Source organism: Frankia sp. Allo2, from assembly GCF_000733325.1.
In the GTDB taxonomy this organism is placed as follows: domain Bacteria; phylum Actinomycetota; class Actinomycetes; order Frankiales; family Frankiaceae; genus Frankia; species Frankia casuarinae.
In genome coordinates, this window is the sequence record NZ_JPHT01000041.1 from 1 (window position 1) to 19,312 (window position 19,312).

The following is a 19,312-nucleotide window of genomic DNA, read 5'->3' on the forward strand; positions in this document are numbered from 1 at the left end:
ATCCCACCCGGGTCCGACACGTCGGCCGGTGAATGCGCAGGACCTGAGCACGGTCCACGGTCCCCTGGACCGTGCCTTGCCCCCCACAACGTGGCCACCGCGCATGGGACCACCGCGCATGGGACCACCGCGCATGGACCACCGCGCATGGGACCACCGCGCATGGACCACCGCGCATGGACCACCGCGCGATCATGCGGACCCGACCTCGTGAACGCTCGCGCGGGTCAGTGCTCAGGGCATCCGGGCGACACCGCCGTACCAGCTGACCTGGGCATCGGTCGGGCCGTCCGGGGTCACCTCGGCCCGCCAGCGATGGACGATCTGCACTCCCGGCTCGACGAGCTCCAGACCGTCGAAAAAACGTTCGACTTCGGCGCGGGTACGCGTCGTGAGGGGGATCCCCCGCTGCCGGTAGACCTCGACAAGCCGTCCGGCCTCCCCCGGCGCGGCATCGGCCGTGCAGTGAGTGAACGCCAGATAGCTACCCGAGGGCAGGGCGTCGAGGTAGCGACGGACAAGGCCGTAGGGATCATCGGAATCGGGAAGAAAATGCATGATCGCGATCAGGGACAGCGCGATGGGGCGGCTCAGGTCGAGCGTGTCGCGTACCTCGGCCGAAGCCAGGATCTTCCCCGGTTCCCGCAGGTCGGCGTTCAGATAGGCGATACGACCCTCGGGTGTGCCGGTCAGCAGGGCGCGAGCGTGCACGAGGACGATCGGTACCACCCTTTGGTTACACATGGCAAGTCGTACTCGCATGTCGGCCGTGAGCGCCGATGGGCGCGCATGGCGGTGTTCTGGGCGCGTAGGCGACGGCGGTCCCTTGCTCGGGAGGTTAGGCGGCGGGTGGTCGCCGGACGAGCACGCCCGCGATGAGGGCGGCGACCGCTGGCGGGACGGGCGGGGCCTCGGCGAGCGTTTCGGCCATCCAGCGCGCTACCGCGTCGGCGTCGTCGCCGTCCGACTCGGCATCGTGGGCGTCCCGGGTGCTGGCCGTCGAGCGGAGCGTCGGTCCGCCGGCGTCCGGCACCGCTGTGACGTCGTCCCTGTCTGTGTCCGCCGCGCTGGTCTGCGGCGGCCCGTCTCCGGTCTGCGCTGGTTTGTCGTGCGAGTCGGCGGAGACGGGACGGCGGAGACGGGACGGATCGACCACGGCACCTCACAGAACGGGCGGGGGAATTCGGCGAATAAACGCTAACCGCACTATCCGTTCCTGCCAAGTGCACGCATTCCGTCAACCACCCCTGCCCCGTGGCCATGATTAGATACGATGCCAGTAGTGGCATTAAAGTCTTGGCCTGCTTGGGTACGGGTCAGATGCCCGTTGAGCTGCGCAGATGCGCCACCCCGGGTGTACCCACTAAGCAGGTACACCGTTGGGGCCTCCGTTGGGGCCACGGACGGGGCATCGGTTGGGACATCCGGCAAATCGGAACATTCACCGCGAACCCGACACAAGTATGTGAGCGAGATCACAGTAAAGAGGGGTTCCCTGTGGGCCTGCTGGCGTCCGCGCCAGATGCCGCTGTCAGGAAGGTCCGACAGCTACGGCTGTCGCTCGCCGTAAAGCGCGCGAGCTGTCCTCGCTACCGGAGAACTGCACAGAAAGGGACCACATCACGCATCCGCGGCCCGCTCTTATACTTTGAACAGTACCCGTTGGGTATTTAAGTCGCGGAGTGTTTGGGTGGGTGTGGAAGGTGCTGTGAGCTGCGCCAGGTCGGCATCTCAGACCCACCCATCTTTACGGGTGGTCCGGTGGGCGGGCCGATGGGTGGTCCGGTGGGCGGACGGACGGGAAGTTGGACAATTCATACCGAACGGGGGGAACGTAGCGGACCCATGTGGGAGCCTGCGAGCGTGCGGATGCCCAGCGGCCGGGGGCCGTCCAGATGTGAACACGTGGCCTGTAGGGCTACGAGTCGGGCTGTCCTCGGGCAGTCCCAGCGGAGCCGGTGGCCTGCGCCAGCGGCGCCCTTGCGGGGTCGCCGCTCAAACAGGGGACCGGCACGGAGACCGGTACGGCTACCCGATGGGCAGGGGATATGCCGACACAGCGAGGCTCCCGGACGACGCCAGCGCGTCCGGCCGCGCCCTCGGCATCCGGGGCGTCGCGGTTGGTTCCCGGCGGCGGCAGCGGGGGCAGGTGGCCGGTTGGCGCACGCACGTCATGGCGTCGATCACCAGCCGGTCCGCCGGCCGCATCCGTACGCGGTCGGAGGCGTCCACCAACCGGTGAACGTCGGTGCCGTACGCGGTCGCCAGCAGCGCGAGAATCTGCGGGGTGAGCCTTCGCCGCGCAGACGTATCCGGCCAGTGCTCCAGTTCACACAAATAGGGGCCGGTGATGGAAGCCCTGCCGTCCGGGTCAAGGCCGAGACGGGCCGCTTGCCGGTTGATATGGTCGGCGGCTTGTAGCTGCGTCCAGCCGTGCGCGTGGCGGAAAGCGGCGCGGGGGCGAAGTTGATAACGTCGGATGAACTCACCTGCTATCTCAGCCTGCGTCATTCCCGCATGCAACAGGTGGACCCGTAGCGCATTCTGTTCCGCTCTTCCCCCAGCTCGCCCCATGTTCCCCCCTTTCCCGGTCAGGTTGCGATGCGTCAGGCCCGGTGTGTCATGGCTTCGGGCGAGCGTCGGCCGGTCGGGGTCTGGTGCCACGGGTCCAGCGCGCGCAGCGCGTCAGCGACCCGCCGCAGGGTCTCCGGGTCGGTGCGGTAGACGACCGGTGCGGTAGGCTGCGGCCCGACCCTCGGTCGCCGCGTCGGCATCGGCGTAGGGGCCTGCGTCGGCGGCGCGGTCCGCAAACCACCGGGAATCTCAGCCCAGACAACTTTTCCGCCGGTCTTTACTCTCCACCACGACCATTGGCGCGACAGCGCGTCGACCATCAACAGGCCACGTCCGTCCTCGCTGAACACGTCCGGGCTTTCGATACGGGGAGCGGTGTCGTNCCCGNCCCACACTTCGACAAGGACGTTCCCGCCTGTGGCGGTAAGCCGTATGGCCACCACGTCTTCCGGGCGGCTCGCTTTCACCGCATTCGAGGCCAATTCACACACGACGAGTTCGGCGCTACTGACGGCGTCCGTGTCCACCGACCATTCCGTGAGCGTGCGGACCGTGCTCGTACGCACCTCGGGGACTGCGGCGGCTGTCGGGGGGAAGTGCGCCACGGCCACACGGACCACCGGCGACGGGTCGGCCGCTGTCATGCCGAGCCCCTGATCGTGTCTGGCCGGTGTCCGGTCGATATGGCACACGAGATCATCCCCGCCCGTCGTCGCTGGCCTGGCGCTGTCCCCGCCGGGCCTTGCCTTGCGGCGGTACGTCCGGCGGGGACAGCGGACTGTGCGGGGGACAGCCCGTGCCGTGGTGCGGCCTGCGTGACCTGATCTGCACGGATCGTCCCCTGCCAGGGCATCATGACCCTGTGCACTTCCGGATGCAAGTACGCTCGGAAGTACATTTGAACTTGTTGTGGTCCCTGTGGCCAGGGAGGGACGCGACGGTGCCAGACTGTGACGTCACCTGGTCAACACGCAGTGGAGGGGACGTGGCAGCACGATCGGGGCCAACGGTCCGACGACGCCGACTCGGCCTCGAACTACGGCAGCTGCGCGAAGCGGCCGGTCTGACCGCAGCGGAAGCGGCGAAGGCCATCCGCGGTTCCGAGGCCAAGATCAGTCGGATGGAGAACGGACTCGTCTCGTTCCGCGCAATCGACGTCAGCGATCTCCTGCACGCCTACGGCATCACCGACGACGCCCGCCGAGAGGCGATCCTCGCGCTGGCCAAGGAGACACGACAGCCCGGCTGGTGGCACACCTACGGGGACGTCGTGCCGCGCTGGTTCGAGGTCTACGTAGGACTCGAAGCCGAGGCAAGCTACATCGCGACGTTCGAGGTACTGCTCGTCCCCGGCCTGCTCCAGACCGCCGACTACGCCCGCGCGGTCATGCAGGCCGCGACGCCACAGGTCAGCGACGCCGAGATCGACCGCGCCGTCGAACTCCGGCTCGGCCGCCAGAAGGTACTGACCGCCGACCCGCCGCCGCAGCTCTGGGTGATCCTCGACGAAGCCGCCGTCCGCCGCACCGTGGGCGGACCAGACGTGATGCGCGCCCAGCTCGCCCACCTGATCGACATCTCCCGCCGTCCCGGCATCACGATCCAGGTACTCCCGTTCCACCTGGGCGCGCACGCGGGCATGGGCGGCTCGTTCGTCCTGCTGGGTTTCCCGGACGGCGACAACGCACCGGAGATCGTCTACATCGACCAGGCAACCGGAAGCCTCTACCTCGACCGGCCCGGAGACGTCAGCCAGTACCGAGAGCGGATGGATAGGCTTCGGGCATCCGCCTACGATGAGAACGCATCGCGACGGGTGATCGCAGACGCGATGGAAGGTACCGACGATGACCACGCTACGTGACAGCCAGCTCCACTGGCGCAAGAGCAGCTACAGCAACGGCAACGGCGGCAACTGCGTCGAAGTCGCCGACCTGCCTGACGGCGGCCGAGCCGTCCGGGACTCCAAGGACCGTAGCGGCCCGACCCTCGTCTTCACCGCCGCCGAGTGGGCCGCGTTCGTCGCGGGCGTCCGCGACGGCGAGTTCGGCTCCTGACACCAGGCCCGGCGGCCACCGGGACCGGGCGCGCGGGCGTCGCAGGCGGGGGNCTCCCACGCCCAGCGACGCCCGCTTTGCTGTGAAGAACGCGAACGCGATCAGTCCAGACCACGTGACGGTGTCGTACAGCTTTCCTTGATAGTCGTCCTATCAAAATCTGGGCGACGCAAAACCAACGCGCATCCACGCATGCTAGACAAGCGTGTAGATTCCGTGTTTGAGCGGCAAAGGTGCTCGGACCTCGTGGCTCTCCGACCACGTCGTCGATCACGAGGGCGATACGTGAGGGGCACTCTTTGTGGCCACCATTCTAGGATCGTACAGATTCGTAGTGGAGGGCCGGTGCGCGTTCGAGATCTAAGATGAAGCTGCGGGGCGGCTCGTTGGATTCGCTGTCCAGGGTCAGAATGTAGCCTGCGGCCGTGTAGGTCGTGGGCCCGGTGCGGGTGAGGCGGTCGCGAGTGCCACGGCGCCACAGATAAAGATCCCCATTGTGTCGTGAGAGTTGGAGCCTGCCAGGGACTTGGTCGCAAATGTATGCGCCAAGGCTGGTGTGCTGCGCCGCTTCGCGGTCATGTGGGTCGGACGGCCCAGCCGGAACCGCGGCCTTTTGGCGTGCGTCGACTACCTGTGTGAGGAAGCGGGCGATGTCTTGGTTAGGATCACCTCGGAGGGCCGCGAGAGCCCCGGCGGCGATATGGTCTGCGGCGATTTCGGCATGGTTGGATAGGCAAACGACGTGCAGGCCCTCGTACGTGAGGTGGGTGGATGCGGAAAATCCCTGTTCGTGGCCGTGGTGGAAGACGGTGCCACGTGCGGGCCGAGGGTCAGCGTATAGGCCCGGGCCGTACAGATGGGGTTGATGGTCGCTGGCCCGATAGGAGATTTCCTTTCCAAAGGGTAGCGATTCCTGACGGGGTTCGTTCCATTCCTGCTGGAGANAGCCAAGCCAGCGGTCCAGGTCGTCCACATTGCACCACAGCGATCCCGGTCCGGGCAGAGCGACCGGGGTTTCGCAATGTTCCCATCCGTTGCCGGTAGGCCGGTAGCTGGCGGCGGCCCCGGGGACTACTTCGCGAGGATCGGCTTTAAAGTGCGCGGAAGGCATGCCGAGCGGGGAGAACAGCAGGGTCCNGGCAAGTTCGTCGAGGCCGGTCCCATGAACAGCCCTGAGGATCTGCGCGAGAAGGAGATAGCCGGTGTTGCTGTAGAGGAAACGGCCCGGTGGGACCGCTCGTTTGGTCTGCCGGTAGGCCAGTCCCAAAAGATCGTCGGCGGTGTAGTGGTCCAGCTCACGGAATCCGGCCAGAGACAGCAGGGTCTCGGCATCGCGGACGCCGCCATGGTGGACGACGAGATCCGCGACAGTGAGGCCAGGTATCTGAAGGCGAGGCAGGAAATGCCGCGCAGGCTGGTCGAGAGCCAGCCTGCCTTCCCGAGCCGCCTGAACGATCAGGTAAGCAGTGATCTGCTTACCTGCCGAGCCGATGTTGAATGTCGTTGTCCGGTCAATGGCGACGTTGTGTTCGAGGCGAGCCTTGCCGACGTGCGCGTGTACGGGCGGCTCGTCCGGTGGACGCACGAGCAGGGAAACCCCAGGGCTCTGATCCTCCACAATAGCGGCGGTCACAAGGCTAGGGCCTCCTGGTAGATGGTGTGCAGACAGCCACGTAGCCCAACGTCATCGACGAGGGCGAGAGCCTGCGCGTGGTCGTGGATGGTGGCCGCGAGGAAGCGGCGCTGCTCGTCGAGATAGCCAGTCAGAAACCGAGCAATGGCGCCCTCCGCAGATCCCAGAACGCGGGACGTGTAAATCATCATAAGCGGGAAGGCCCAGCACGCGTGCAAGAAGCCGAAGGCGGGGCGGTTGGTCCCCTTCCACGGAGAGAAGAAGCGGGGTTCCTCAGGCAAGGTACAGCCCGTGGCGGCGAACGCGTCGTTGAGCCAGTTGTGCCCAGCCTCATGGACGAGGTCGCGGGCGAGTACGGCGGGCTCACCGTAATGATCGCAGAAGACTGTGCCCGGCAGTCGGGTGATGGTCCAGCTATCCAAGGTGTCACCGACGGACTTCTGGCGAAGGAGGCAGAGCACGACGGCGTGGCCAGCAAGCAGGTCCGCAAAGCCGATCTCGGCTGCCACGGCGTACGCGGCGCTCGCGATCTCCCTCAGCTTGTCGGGGGCCGAGACTGTACCGGGGCCAAGAACGTAGTAGGGCGTCTCGGAGATCTCTGAGCGGGACAGGCGGGCCAAGTCAGGGGCCACAACGACGCGCGGTCCGACTGCCGTAGGTGTTGACAGCGCCGGGGCGTTCGCGTCGGGATGTTGTCTGTACCAGTCGAAAATGGCGGGTTCGCGGTCACGAGCAGCTGCCTCTGCCCCTTGAAGAACATGGTGGGCAAGCGTGTAGGCGGTTGCGACAGAGGCCCGGGTAAGGGAAGCGTAGGTGGAACACGTGGTAGCCGGATCGACGAGGTCGCGAATTCGGCGGGTCCGCTTCTGGNGTAGGNGGNGGATAGGCGCGAAGGCAAAGGCAGCCTGCACGTCCACGGTCGGGCTCCCGAGTCAAGTGTGAGCCCTGGGGCCAGAAGAATCCTGACCCCAGGGCATGCCACGGTCGGCGTGGGCTTCTACGCCTGCGTCGAGGACGGGTCCGTCTCGGTGCCGGTTGTCCAGCCGTCGGCCGAAACGCTGGAGGTGTGGGAAGTGGTTCGGACACCCGTGTCGTCACCGCGAAGGTTCTCCACGGCGGCGAGGAAGTCGTTGAACCGGTCGTCGCTGTCCATGTTGGCCATCCTTCTTGATGGTGGGGATGTGTGAGGAGGGTGGTTCGCTGGGATTGGGGGTGCGCGCGACGTTGGCATCGCCGAGTCCTTTCGTCAGAGTCTCATCCGTCGTGGTGAACCGGCGCAGCAGCATCTGCGGCGGCCTGGTGCAGGGCATCACGCAGGTCACCCATTGCGGGCCGGTCACCTGGTATGGGGGCAAGTGCCGCGACGATCAAGTCCCGAAGGGGCGATGGGACAGCGGAGAGCCTGGGGGCACTTCCGTAGCGGGGAATGTCTGCGCNGAGGAATCGATAGGTTAGGACCGCGAGGCTGAAGACGTCGGCAGTTTCCGTTGCGGTGTTGTAGGCCGTGGCGTACTCGGGGGGCCAGTGCACCTCCGGGCCCCGGCTCACAGGCCCGCGAGGGATGCCGGTGCGGCGCGCGGCACCGAGATCCGTCACGTACCCGCGGCCGTCTTGGATCAGGATATTTTCCTGATAAACGTCTCGGTGCACGATCCCGCGTGTATGAAGGGCGTCGAGTCCGCTGGCAACGTCAGCGAGGATGTTTAGTCCGGCGAGTTGGGAGCGGAGATCCATGGCGACGCTCTGGATGATCAGAGATCGGAAGTTTCCGGTCGGATAGTAAGGCATGGTGTACCAGTCGAAACGATCGGTCTGGCCGGTTTCGAGCAGTGACACAACGTGAGGTGCGTCGGAGGCGTCGCGGGCGAGGTCGATCTCGTGGCGGAAGTCTTCGCGGGTCAATGCCCGCTGTTCCTCTGTCAGTTCGATGTACCAGTAGAAGCCATAGGCGGCTGGCCGTTCGTCCTCGTCGAGTTCCGCCAGCACGTGATTGCTTCCGAAACCGGCCTTGAGAACTATCGGCGGCAGGCTGGCGCGGCTGGCGAGGATGAGGGTGCTGGCGCGGGTAAATGCCAGCAGGTCGTGCACTTGCCATCCGGCGGCGTGGACCTGGTCGAGTACCCAGGACGCTGGATGCAGCGGATGCAGGCGCATGATGTCGTTCCTNATGTCCCGGCCACGATCTGAGGGGCTTGGCGCAGATAGTCCAGGCAGTCGGTCGCCACGCGGTCAACGTCGTGTTCGATGGTGCAGGGATATCGCAGCACGGGAAGACGGGTGGTCTGGGTCCAGATAGTCGCAGCCCGCTGGTAGAGGTCGGCGAGTTGGGTTGCTGTGGCGGGGNCTTCGCCGAAGCGGCGCGCTGCGGTCCTGTGGCCAAGCCTGCTTTCGCACACTGAGGGCGGGGNGGTCAGGAGCACTGTGAGCTGTGGGCAGGCAGGGGTGGCATCGGCCAACTGCTGCACGAAGTCATCAACAGCCTCCTGGTACAGCAACGCGAGTAGACAAGCTGTGGACAGAATGAGTCGGTCAGCGATCACGGACCCACGCGACAGTGCCGGTATGAGGTTGTGTCGGGCGTGTAGTTCCAGGTCCAGACGTACGGCGCGGGTGGCGTCCCGCAGGTCCGGGGCCGGTCGGCCCGCTCGAAGCTCGATGATGGTGCGGGTGGCGTCCAGAGAGAGCCAGGAGAATTGGCCAATGTGTGCAACAGCGATGTTCTCAGCGGCCGCGGCGGCAAGCACGCGGTCGCGTACGGTGCTCTTTCCTGCGCCGGCTATCCCCTCAATGGCCAGGAGCATGCCCGTTACCTCCGGACCGTATCGAAGGTTGGTGGCCGGCTTCGGAGATGAGCCAACTGATGAACTTTGCAACTCGGCCTCGGATCACTGGCTCGGTGCCATGGGCCAGCTGGGAGCCGTAGAACAACGCCGTTCCCGGCGCGGGCGTCACGCTCCACCGTGTGCGGGGCATTCTGGTGAACCAGTCTGCGGAGTGATCGGCACCGTCGTGGGCCAGGCACATCCCGGGCGTGTATCCGTGGACTGAGGCATCCCCAAGGGGAGGGCTCCACAGGTGGTTGCTGGAAGTGGTCTCGACATAGAAGGCTCCGCCTGCGTCCGCATCGTCGATCAGGACGCTGATCCCGGCAATCTGGCGCGGCCAGCGGAGTGGGTCAGGAGCGATCCCGTCGAGGTGTGCGGTGATGTGCTGGCCGGGGCCGTACTCGACGTAGGTCCACGGACGGCACGCCGTGATAGACGGCATGACTCGTGCGAGCACCGGCTTGGCGCGGCTGAAGGCGCGTTGCAGTAATCTTTCGGCCTCGCTCGGGATGTGTGCAACCTCGACGCGGCCAGCCGGCTCGTAGACGGCCATGGCCTGCTCGGCGGAGTGGCCGGGGATTTCGTGGATGGACGTGGTGCGAGCGTCACCGAAACGGGCTGAGTGCTGACCANCCAGNAANCCCGCCATGATCGCGACGAGACGGGTCCGTTCCTTGGCGTCAAGAAACCCTTCGACGCTGCCGACACCTACTGTCTCGGCCATATGTATCACGACTGGCTCCCCGTACGAAGCAGCACGCGACGGACGTCATCGAGGCCGGCACAGTGGTTGAGCCAGCCGACAACCGGACGCTGAGCCGTCGCGCTCAGGTCATCCCACAGCGCCAAGAGTTCCCCGATCAACGGCAGCTCGTCCGCGCTCGGCAGAGTCAGCCTGTCGGCTCTGGTCTCGATCTCGGCCATCACCCGACACGAAACGTGGTGCTGTGCGGCGAAGACACGGCCAAGGCGGTCTGCCGCTGCCCGCTGGCACGCACGGACGATCGCTTCGCCAGGCTGGACGTGGTGGTAGGCGTGGTACTCGGTCTCCACCCAGCACGCTGCGACAGCCTCGGCCGACCCCCTCACGCAACAGGTCGCGCAGCAATCGCTTCCCTGGCCGGGGCAGTCTCGCCGAAACGCGGGGATGGTCGCAGCGACTTCGGCAATGGCAGCCCAAGCAGTCGACGCCAGCAGTCTCTCAACGGTGGGGCGGCGGCTGAGGGCAGAATGGTGGTTGCAGCACGGAGACCCGAGACTCGGATCTACGGACGCGACCGGAAGGGCGGGCTCGATGAAGAGCGCATGAAAGTATACGATCCGTCCGAGAAGCTGATGGATCGTCGACACGTCACCGCCGCCGGTCACGTTGCGTCCAAGGCAAGCCGGTCGGTTGTTGCAGGTTGCNCCGAGCAGGCGCAGACAGATCCAGGTGTCGGCTTCTCGCGACGTAGCGCGGCCACGAGCACGTTCGTTGCAGTGTCCACGGCGGCGAAGTACGCCGACCAACTAGCCCCGGGTGCCGGTCGCAGCCGCAGGTCGAGAACGGGCGTGGTCCGCCCCGTGGCCTCGCACGTCAGATCACAGCGGCCGACGAGTAGCTGAGATTGTTCCGGAAGCTCGGGTTGAGCGGTCATCGCCACTCGGCAGAGAGCAGCTGCGGTTGTTGCATATTCAGCCCGGTCACGCGGCAGGATTCCGACCCGTCGTTCGGCAGGAGGCAGTTCCCGGCCGGTGTAGCTGTGACCTTCACAGCTGTCGTAGGTGACGAGTCGCCAGTCGCAAGTGACAGCGTCGACGAGGGAGCGGATGCCGGGCTCAATTGCCTCGTGCCATCGGGGATGTGCGGGGTCGAGGTCGTCAGCCTCGTGGACGCCGGATAGACCTACCGTGTTGATGTTTCCTTCCAAGCTGGTATGAATGCGCACGTCTTCCCGTGGCGCATCCGGGTTGTTCCAGCGCGCGAGGAAGGCGGCGATATCCCGCATGCTATTCGGTTCTCTCGGACTCCAACGCAAGGTTTGACACCATGCGCCNGCCGGGTCGGCAGGTTGCGCAAGCAACGCGGCGATTCCGTTGATCATTCGGATGCGATAATCGCAGTAGGCGTCCTGGTCTCCAGCTAGGTCACTGCGCAATCGGGAGGCGAGGCATCCACCTCCGCAGGCAGTTCGATATTCGCAGGTCGCGCACCGACCCATCAGGTTCCTGGCCCCAGCGAGGATCGTCGAATGCTGCTGCGCGCCGGCCACCTGCTCGATGTCGGCTGTCTGGTCCAGCACAGTTAGGCGAGCTTGCGGCCAGGGCAGCTCGTCGCAGCTACCGAGCCGGCCGTCGGGGTAGAGCGTGAAGACGTGGTCGCACTTCAAGTTCGAGAAATGGCAGAAGGTTGTGTCGAGGCTACGTAGGCGCCTGATCGTCGACACGGCCGGCTCCAACTTCATACGGGTGAAATACCCGGCGCTGATCCAGCGGATCGTAGCTGCGATCACGAAGTCGGCGTACTGGTCCGGATCGATCGCCCAACTTGGATCTGTCTCATCCGCAACATGGGCTTGCTGAAGCTGTCGACTGATCGGTAGGCGACGGCCCGGAACCGCGGTGGGACGTCGGACGGAGGCGTCGAAGCACGGAACGAAACTGACCGCGTTAACCGCATGGAATCCGGCGATATGGTCTAGGACAGCCTCGGCCCGGCTCAGGATGGACGGAGTGACGGCACAGATGACGCCCGCCTGACGGCCGCGGTCAGCCAGCAGTTGCAAGGCTGCGGCCACGCGCGGGTACACGGGCCTGCCGTCGTAGCCGACCCGCCATCTGTTTCCTTCAGAATCCCCGTCCAACGAGATGCCGATCCGCAAGTCGGGACAGACCTCCTCGAAGAGGTCCAACCACTGCTCATCCAAGAGCACGCCGTTGGTCTGAAGTGAAACACCGACGACCGAGGGCTGCGCCGCGAGAGCAGAGAGCACGTCGGCGACGTGAGCAATACCGGCAGTAAGTGGCTCCCCGCCGTGTAGCTCCACAACGATACGCCTACCCCGGAAGAGTTCAGCGAGCCGGTGTACCTGACCGGCGTCGATCCGCGCCCCTCCCGGGGTCGCCTTGCGCTTCTCATAGCAGTAGAGACAATCGATGTTACAGGTCTCGCCGCGCAACTTCAGAATCACCGAAACGGCACTCGCAGAGTCTGCCACATCCAAGCTCCGGTAAAGCAGGTCAATTTCTTCCCGCTGCCCGGTATTGTGACTCATGACCTGCCTCCATAGTGCCGAGGGAAAGCAAAGGGTCTCAGTCGTACAGGCGCCCTAGCAAAGCTCCTTGCCCGGACTGAAGAATGTGGGCCGCCTCCAGTGGCACCCAGAAGCACTCGAAGTGGGTGGGCTCCTGTTCACCGTCATGGTCTTCCTGGCTGGCCCACCGGTCCGGCGCGGGCTCGGTGATCTCAAGATGGAAGACGTGGCGGCGCTGTATCTCGAACCGATACGGACTGATGTCGTATTCGACCTCACCGAGTTTGCGCACGATCTTGAAGTCCGTCAAGCCCGTTTCCTCGCGCGCCTCCCGCAGGGCTGCCTTCTCCGGGGTCTCGCCCTCGCGGATGCTGCCGGCCGGCACCTGGATGCCAACTTCCTCGTAGCTATAGTCGGTGTGCCGGAACACCAGCAACTTGCCATCGCGCACAATATAACACAACACTTTTTCCTTGATGCTCTTTTCGGGCATGAAGAACTCTCCTCTTGTTGGAGTCAGGAGGCGCGGCTCACCGCATCTTTGGTCGACCGAGCGCGCCACCGCGAGTCGCGATCCCATGGCGAGAGCCCATGCGATCATCGTTTCCGGCGAGCGGCAAGTATAGAACGGTCACCATCACAGNCCCGCACCNCCTTGAGTCCGCCGAGCTGCTGATCATGACGCAACTGCATACGCGTCGGGTCCAGCGACGCCCGCCGAGTCTATCGGGACGAGCGTGACTTCGTGCTCACTCTGAGAAGATGCGGGCCGAAGCGCGAGCCGCTGGGTCACCTGATCGGCTCGATCGGTGAGCAGGCTTGCGGGCAGCTGACGAGGTCTTCCCAGTTCACAGCCCTATGGCCGACTGGTGGGCACCCGATCCGGCGTCATGCAGACTGGACGCCACCGCGGCCCCGGCAAGCCGGCGGGCCTGGTCCTGATTTGGATCTGGGAGTCTTACAACGATGCCGGGGAACGCGATTCGGACCGGTCTGTCTGGCGACCAGTGAGTCCGAGTCCGGACCTGGACTCCGATCACGTTCCGTCAGCGGCCCCGACGCCGGGTCGGCCACCAGTCCGGACCGACGCCGTTGCTTGGCCCGGTGATGTAGATCGCCGAGGAGGTGCCTCACGGCTTCGTCACGGGTCCGGTAGCTGCGCCCCGGCGGGAATCTCTGATGCCATGGGGAGCCATCCCCGGGTGCCGTCCGCCAACGCTGGCGAGGCACGATCATGGCATGAGCTGCGACGCCTCAGATCGACTGGCAGGGCCGAAGGTCTTGATCTTCCATTGATCTGGAGGCAAGTCGCTGTGACAGTGGTTGCGAAGCGGAAGGCTGCGGTCGCGGCGGGGCAGGCAAAACAGATCGCCAAGCGTGGGCGGGCTTTCCATACTGGGCCGGGTGGAGATCGATAGCCGGGTGAGGGCCCGGTATGAGCTGGTTGACGAGGACGACCGTCTGTGGCGGCCGGGCCTGGGTGACCTGGTCCGGCTGCGGACCTGGGACATCTTCGCGCGGTTCCTGCCCGGGCACGGCCGTGTTGTGGATGTCGGTGGCGGTCCGGGGACGCACGCGGCGCATCTTGCCGGGCGCGGCTATGACGTTCTCCTTGTTGACCCGGTCGTCCGCCATGTCGAGAGGGCGCGGGCCCGGTCCCGGTCGCAACCGCACGCGCCGTTTCGCGTCGAGCTGGGTGAGGCCCGTCGTCTTCCCGTTGCCGATCAGACGGCCGACGTCGTGCTGCTGATGGGCCCTCTCTATCACCTTGTCCAGCGGGATGACCGGGTCGCGGCGCTGCGCGAGGCGGCCCGGGTCCTTCGGCCGGGTGGTGAGGTTCTGGTCGAGGTCATCGCCCGGCACGCCTGGGTCCTCGACGCGACGAAGAAGGGCCTGTTGGGAAGCGGCGAGATCTGGGACGACTTTGACCGCAACCTGCGTGTCGGCCTCAGCCAGGACCCAGCCCAGTCGGCCGCCGGCGGCTTCTGGGCCTACTTTCACCACCCTGAGGAGCTGCGCGCGGAGTTCGACCTCGCCGGCTACCAGGACATCCGCCTGGTCGCGGTGGAGGGTTTCGCCTGGCTGCTGGGCGACCTGGAACAGCGGATGGCCGACCCTGGCGATCTGCTCAGGGCGGTCCGCCTGACCGAAACCGAACCGTCGATGCTCGGAACGAGCGCTCATGTCATCGGCGTGGCCCGCAAGCCGTAGGGCTATCGGCTGACCTGTCCAGCGCGTCGGGATGCCTCAGGCACTCTGGCGGCGCCTCAGCGCAACTGGCGAGGGACACGCGCGGCCGGTTCGTGGTGGTGAGCCCGTCGTCGGCCATGCGACAACCGTCGTTGTCGCCCGTGCTCCGACAACCATGGTTGTCGTGCAAGATCGCTGTGCAGATTGGGCGCCCAGCGCGGGTAGTCACAGCGGACTGGTCGCGGACTGGTCAATGTGGACCATTGATCGCTGGCATCGGCCGCGCGTGTCACAGCGTCGCAGGTCAAGGCCCTGGTGTCCCGGACGCGCTGTGCCGCTGGCTTTGCACGATCCCGCTGTGCCATCGCATCCTGTCCCATTGGGGGCGTTTGCCGGCACGGTGCCGCGCGCCCCGTTCGAGCTGTCGAGATCGTGCACAGCGTGCCTCCGTCACGGCGCGGGCAACGGCGCCCCCGTGACGGTGGCACTCCCGCCGACTCTTTGGCCCCGCACGCTCGGCCCGCCAACAAGTCCACGGACGCAGCAGGGGGGAAGAGGGGGCCGGAAGGGCGGTTCGGCGTGCCAGCGTGGCTCTCAGCCGCCATGGCGGGCAGGTATGACGAAGGCCCCCGGCAAGCTGCCGGGGGCCTTCGTCGGCGGTGGGGGGCTACCGGGGGTCGTTGAGGTCTCGCCACACGATCCGTACGCGCTGTGCCTTGTCGCCCTCGACGGTTCCGTTCCCGCCGACGATCACGCCGTCGATCAGTTGGGTGAGGATGACCCGCTTGGCCGCGATGTCCTCGCCGAGTCCGTCCCAGCCCGCGGCGCCGTCCACGGGCAGCGTGGCGCGTCGTCGCGCGCTGGTGTGCATCCGGGCCTCGGTCTCGCGGATCTGGCGGACGATGGCCTTGTGGGCGTCGTCGTAGGCGTCGTCTTCCATCTTCCCGGACGCCCACCGGTCCGCCAGCGCGCTCTTGCGGGCCTCCAGCGTCGCCAGCGCGGCGGCCCCAGGGTCCTCCGTCGCGGCAGGCTGGAGAACCAGCTCGTCCAGACGCTTCCGCACGGCAGCGGAGACCAGCCCGACGAGGAAGGCTTCCCCGATGCGGACCTTGGCCGGACAGCGGCCGTCGCGCCGCTGGCAGTAGAGCCGCGTGCCGTTCGTGCCGTTCCCGGTCAGTTTGTGCCCGCAGGACGCGCAGTAGACGAACCCGGCCAGCAGGCGCCGCACCTTCTGCGCATCGGTGTTGGTCCGCCGCCGTGCGTCGGTCAGGATCGCCCGGACCTGCTCCCACGTGTCGACGTCCAGCACAGCGGGCCACGCCGCTTGGCCCATGACCGCGATGGCTCCCGTGCTGCGCCGCGTGCTGCGGGTCTGGTAGCCGCGCATCCCGATCAGACGCGGGTTGACCATCATCTCCTTGAGCGTGGTCGGGTCCCACGGACGGCCCGTCACGGTCGCCACACCGTCCGCCTGAAGCTGGCGCGCGATGGCGCCCAACGGCACGCCCGCCAGCACGTCAGCGGCGATACGGCGGATGACCGCCGTCTCCTCGGGGATGACCGCGTGGAAGTCCCGTACCGGCTTGCCCGCGTGGTCGGTGGCGACGATCGGCCCGTAGCCGTAGGCCCGGCGTCCGCCGTGGTGGCGGCCCTGCTCTGCCCGCTGCTGGGCGGCCCGCGAGACACGCTCCGCCGTGCGTTCGGCCTCGCCCGCGTCGATCGAGAAGATGATGTCGGCCATCATCCGGNCATCGGCGGACGTGAAGTCCATGGTGGTGCCCTTGACCGGTACCAGGATGACGTTGCGGTCCCTGAACAGCTCGATCACGCGCATCCGGTCGGGCCGGTTGCGCAGGAACCGGTTCGACGTCCACGAGATCACCGCGTCGATCTCGCGAGCGGCGGCCATGGCCAGGATGTGTTCGAACTCCGGCCGGTAGTCCTTCGTGGCCGACAGGTCNTTGTCGGTCAGCACGTCGATCAGGTCGACATCGTCACGCCTGGNGGCCAGCTCCCGGATGTCCTCGTCCTGGCGGGTGACCCCGGCTTCGATCCCTTCACGGTCATCGGAGATCCGCCGGTAGCCGATCGTGCGCAGCTTGCGAACCACCCCAGAACCGTACGCCGTGTCCCGTGTGTCCGACCAGAGTGTGATATTGGGCCTCACGCGGCCACGCTCCCCAGCTCGTGACCGCACTTCGCACAGCGGGAGCGATCGAAGAAGTTGGGGACGTGCGGGCAGGAAACGAGCGTCAGCCGCTCCCCAGCAGGCCACGCGCGGCACGTGAGCGCAGACCGATCAAACGGCCGGTAGTAGACGATGGCCCCGCCACCGTCCAGCCGGGAGACGTAGTCCACCCAGCCCAGCGACGTGGCCATGCCAACCTCGACGTCGGCAACGTCCACCGTCGCCGGGACGTCGCCGGACGGAGCCTCCTCGACAAGCCCCAGAGCGGTGCGGCCCGCGCCGGTCAGCCGGTAGGGCCGGATACGAACCAGCCCCCCGCGCAGGTCACGGAACCGGTCAGGAACCTCGACGATCAGGCCGTGCCTGACTAGGCTGTCGATCGTCCGGGCGTTGAGCTTGATCTCGGACGCGCCGCGCGCCGAGAAGTAGCCGTGACCGAAGCTGTCGGCCCGGTAGAAGACGGTGCCTTCGTGAACGAGGGTCAGCGCACGGCGCTGAGGGTCCGACAGTCGCGGGGCCTTGCTGGTGTGTGCGTCCATGGGGTCGACGGGTCGTTGTCCACGTAGATCACCCGCGTGTCGGGAGCGATACCCTGGGCGACCTCATGCAGGTTCGGCGAGGTCGGGATGCCGGTGCCGATGTCAAGAAACTGGCGGATACCCGCCTCCTTGGCAAGGAACAGGGTGGCGCGGTGGACGAACGCCCGGTTCTGCTGGGCGGCGATGCGCAGGGCCGGGAATACCTCCAGCGCCCGCTCGGCGGCTTCCCTGTCAGCGGGGAAGTTGTCCTTGCCAGCCAGAAAGTAGTCGTACATCCGCGCGGAATGCGGCACGTCCGTCCGCAGCTCCACCCGCTCCACCGTCTCCACCCGCTCCACTGGCGTGTTCCAGCGGTCATCCGTCGGGTTGTCGCTCACGTCCCGGCCCCTCAATCGCGTCTAGGTATGCTCGGCGTTCCCCGCCACCTCCATCGGACGGCCGGCTGACCTGCGGCGCTGCCGGTGCCGAGGGAGAACGGATGTGTTGTCACTGAATTATGGTGCTTCGCCTGCGGATGGTGGCAGGCGGCTTTAGGGGCTCTCCGCGGTACACCATGATCCACATTTTCCCGCCTACCATTCAGTAACGGCCGGTGGTGACGTGATGTAGTCACGGGCCGGGGTGGAAGAGGGGCGCACCCGCCACATCGACCAGGACCTGCCCCGGTCGTACACCGGGACGAACTCCCGCCGACGCATCGCCGCCGACAACCCCGTCCGCAGGCCGGTCCGCTCGGCGAGCAGCCGCACCGGCGGCGGACGGCTCGGCGGACGGGCAACACCTCTGCGAACCGGCCGGCTGTCGACCGGGCGCGGCCAGCCCGATAGCTACGCCGAGAAGTCGGGTAGACCCTCGACAGTCACCACCGAAAACCCCACAATCGGCGCGTGAGCGCCCATGCCCCGTGACGCTACCGCTCCACCCGACACCCCGGCATCCACCCGGACGAGCCAGACCGGCCCCGAGCCCGCCGTCCTCCAACGCAAACTCGATCTTCTCGACGCACCCATCGGATCGTCACCCGACTCCCAGGAACCCCCGCGGCCCCGACCCGACGGTGGCATCCCGGCCGCCACCGCAGCCGAACGAAAGGCAGCCCTCCTCGACGGGCCAACGCCCACTCCACGCGAGGTCTCCATCGCACGCGCGGAACAGATCCGGCTTCACCGTTCGCAAACCCGGAGAATGGATTGTCTTCACACCGGAAGGAAATGAGTAGCAATCAGCACGCATTCCCTCTACCGCCGTCGGAGGCCACCTCGACGCCGCCTATCCCGACACAACTGGTTCATAGATCTCGTGACGCCAGGCGGGCAGCACATGGTGAGATTAGTCAACGGCCCGGTCCCCAGCTATGAAGCCCGGACTTTTGAGCGGTTCGACATCCAGTTCCGGAAGATTCCCCGCAGCAGACCCCTCCCCGCCCGTTCTCCCGTGACTGGGAGGGGTTTCGCGTTCATGGCCGCCTGAGCTGCGCGCGCCAGGGGCCGTATGTACGCCTTGCTACGTCTACAGACTCGTCAGCGACCTAAAACCTAGATTTTTAAGCGGTTCTGTACACAAGGTAAATGTACTTACCACCAGCGCCCTTGTTGAGATCAACGTCGATACGCCGCCACGGTGCCTGCGGCTGAATCCCACTGTTGTCACCGAGTATGACATCCAGATCCTCTATCGGGCTGCCCAGGGCGGGCTCCCGAGTGAAGGCAGCATAAATGTAAGCGCCGCCAGCACCTTTGTTGAGATCGACGTCGATACGGTGATAGCTCGGTGGAGCAGACTCGTCCTTGTTGAGCAGGAAGATTATGTTGGTGATGGGATCTCCGGCACCTTTCTCATAGGCGAAATACAGATAAGCGCCGCCCGCGCCAGCATTGAGATCCTTGTCGATCTTTATCCAGCCGCTCGGCGCGGGCTCGCTGTCGATCAGAACGGTCAGATTCGTGACATTACTCATGCGGTTCTCCCCTTCTTGCCAGCCGAAAGGCTCATGATCGTATTGTTACATGGAGAAGTAGGTCGTGTCTGGAGAACGCCAGAAGTGCCAGGAGAGCGGCCCGACTGGGGCCCGGA

General features: G+C 66.1%; 19 protein-coding genes and 1 pseudogene. 3 read left to right on the top strand and 17 right to left on the bottom strand.

Annotated elements, in window-relative coordinates; genetic code table 11:
* Positions 1-234: 234 nt before the first annotated feature.
* The 4 genes from ALLO2_RS19680 to ALLO2_RS19695 all read right to left on the bottom strand — a co-directional run bounded on the left by ALLO2_RS19680 (position 235) and on the right by ALLO2_RS19695 (position 3,218).
* Positions 235-744: an SAM-dependent methyltransferase gene (locus ALLO2_RS19680; protein ID WP_023841719.1), complete on the bottom strand. Its 510-nt coding sequence runs from the start codon at positions 742-744 to the stop codon at positions 235-237.
* 94 nt (positions 745-838) lie between these two features.
* Positions 839-1,156, bottom strand: coding sequence for a hypothetical protein (locus tag ALLO2_RS19685; protein WP_023841720.1), 318 nt, complete (start codon positions 1,154-1,156; stop codon positions 839-841).
* Positions 1,157-2,028: 872 nt separating this feature from the next.
* Entirely contained in the window at positions 2,029-2,511 is a 483-nt protein-coding gene (locus ALLO2_RS24975; protein ID WP_070982586.1) for a hypothetical protein, read from the bottom strand.
* A 95-nt stretch (positions 2,512-2,606) separates the two neighbouring features.
* Positions 2,607-3,218: an ATP-binding protein gene (locus tag ALLO2_RS19695; protein ID WP_035734111.1), complete on the bottom strand. Its 612-nt coding sequence runs from the start codon at positions 3,216-3,218 to the stop codon at positions 2,607-2,609.
* Between the two features lie 341 nt (positions 3,219-3,559).
* On the opposite strand from ALLO2_RS19695, the gene ALLO2_RS19700 reads away from it, so the two are divergent.
* Both ALLO2_RS19700 and ALLO2_RS19705 read left to right on the top strand, forming a co-directional pair.
* Positions 3,560-4,438, top strand: coding sequence for a DUF5753 domain-containing protein (locus ALLO2_RS19700; RefSeq protein ID WP_023841723.1), 879 nt, complete (start codon positions 3,560-3,562; stop codon positions 4,436-4,438).
* Positions 4,422-4,631 carry a DUF397 domain-containing protein gene (locus ALLO2_RS19705; protein WP_023841724.1) on the top strand — a complete coding sequence of 70 codons (210 nt, stop codon included), beginning with the start codon at positions 4,422-4,424 and terminating at the stop codon, positions 4,629-4,631. The genes ALLO2_RS19700 and ALLO2_RS19705 overlap by 17 nt, the downstream gene beginning before the upstream one ends.
* 313 nt (positions 4,632-4,944) lie before the next feature.
* Here the strand turns inward: ALLO2_RS19705 and ALLO2_RS23595 are convergent, their stop codons facing one another.
* From ALLO2_RS23595 to ALLO2_RS19740, 8 genes are all read right to left on the bottom strand, one after another.
* Positions 4,945-6,264, bottom strand: a complete 1,320-nt coding sequence (locus ALLO2_RS23595; protein ID WP_198031048.1) for a serine hydrolase — start codon at positions 6,262-6,264, stop codon at positions 4,945-4,947.
* Positions 6,261-7,181, bottom strand: coding sequence for an HEXXH motif-containing putative peptide modification protein (locus ALLO2_RS19715; protein WP_157493472.1), 921 nt, complete (start codon positions 7,179-7,181; stop codon positions 6,261-6,263). The genes ALLO2_RS23595 and ALLO2_RS19715 overlap by 4 nt, the downstream gene beginning before the upstream one ends.
* Before the next feature lie 80 nt (positions 7,182-7,261).
* Positions 7,262-7,417, bottom strand: coding sequence for a hypothetical protein (locus tag ALLO2_RS26635; RefSeq protein WP_023841727.1), 156 nt, complete (start codon positions 7,415-7,417; stop codon positions 7,262-7,264).
* A gap of 101 nt (positions 7,418-7,518) precedes the next feature.
* A complete protein-coding gene (locus ALLO2_RS19720; RefSeq protein ID WP_035734100.1) occupies positions 7,519-8,418 on the bottom strand; it encodes a protein kinase in 900 nt (299 codons plus the stop codon).
* A gap of 630 nt (positions 8,419-9,048) precedes the next feature.
* A complete protein-coding gene (locus ALLO2_RS19725; protein ID WP_198031050.1) occupies positions 9,049-9,813 on the bottom strand; it encodes a 2OG-Fe(II) oxygenase in 765 nt (254 codons plus the stop codon).
* 5 nt (positions 9,814-9,818) lie between these two features.
* On the bottom strand, positions 9,819-10,013 hold the full coding sequence (locus ALLO2_RS25955; protein WP_139168563.1) for a hypothetical protein: 195 nt from the start codon (positions 10,011-10,013) through the stop codon (positions 9,819-9,821).
* Positions 10,014-10,453: 440 nt separating this feature from the next.
* Positions 10,454-12,343: a radical SAM protein gene (locus ALLO2_RS19735; RefSeq protein WP_051875450.1), complete on the bottom strand. Its 1,890-nt coding sequence runs from the start codon at positions 12,341-12,343 to the stop codon at positions 10,454-10,456.
* A 37-nt stretch (positions 12,344-12,380) separates the two neighbouring features.
* Positions 12,381-12,815 (bottom strand): NUDIX domain-containing protein, encoded by a 435-nt coding sequence (locus ALLO2_RS19740; RefSeq protein WP_023841733.1) that lies wholly within the window; start codon positions 12,813-12,815, stop codon positions 12,381-12,383.
* 911 nt (positions 12,816-13,726) lie between these two features.
* On the opposite strand from ALLO2_RS19740, the gene ALLO2_RS19745 reads away from it, so the two are divergent.
* On the top strand, positions 13,727-14,533 hold the full coding sequence (locus ALLO2_RS19745; protein WP_232235215.1) for a bifunctional 2-polyprenyl-6-hydroxyphenol methylase/3-demethylubiquinol 3-O-methyltransferase UbiG: 807 nt from the start codon (positions 13,727-13,729) through the stop codon (positions 14,531-14,533).
* A gap of 646 nt (positions 14,534-15,179) precedes the next feature.
* Here ALLO2_RS19745 and ALLO2_RS19750 read toward each other — a convergent pair.
* The 5 genes and pseudogenes from ALLO2_RS19750 to ALLO2_RS19770 all read right to left on the bottom strand — a co-directional run bounded on the left by ALLO2_RS19750 (position 15,180) and on the right by ALLO2_RS19770 (position 19,196).
* Complete coding sequence (locus tag ALLO2_RS19750) at positions 15,180-16,622, bottom strand: recombinase family protein (protein WP_035734102.1); 1,443 nt, start codon at positions 16,620-16,622, stop codon at positions 15,180-15,182.
* A gap of 53 nt (positions 16,623-16,675) precedes the next feature.
* A complete protein-coding gene (locus tag ALLO2_RS19755) occupies positions 16,676-17,239 on the bottom strand; it encodes a hypothetical protein (protein WP_023841736.1) in 564 nt (187 codons plus the stop codon).
* A gap of 8 nt (positions 17,240-17,247) precedes the next feature.
* Positions 17,248-17,577 (bottom strand): annotated as a pseudogene (locus tag ALLO2_RS27495) (SAM-dependent methyltransferase); the annotation flags it as partial.
* Positions 17,578-17,811: 234 nt separating this feature from the next.
* Complete coding sequence (locus ALLO2_RS25960; RefSeq protein ID WP_157493474.1) at positions 17,812-17,988, bottom strand: hypothetical protein; 177 nt, start codon at positions 17,986-17,988, stop codon at positions 17,812-17,814.
* A 794-nt stretch (positions 17,989-18,782) separates the two neighbouring features.
* Complete coding sequence (locus ALLO2_RS19770; protein WP_011437116.1) at positions 18,783-19,196, bottom strand: hypothetical protein; 414 nt, start codon at positions 19,194-19,196, stop codon at positions 18,783-18,785.
* Between the last annotated feature and the right edge of the window lie 116 nt (positions 19,197-19,312).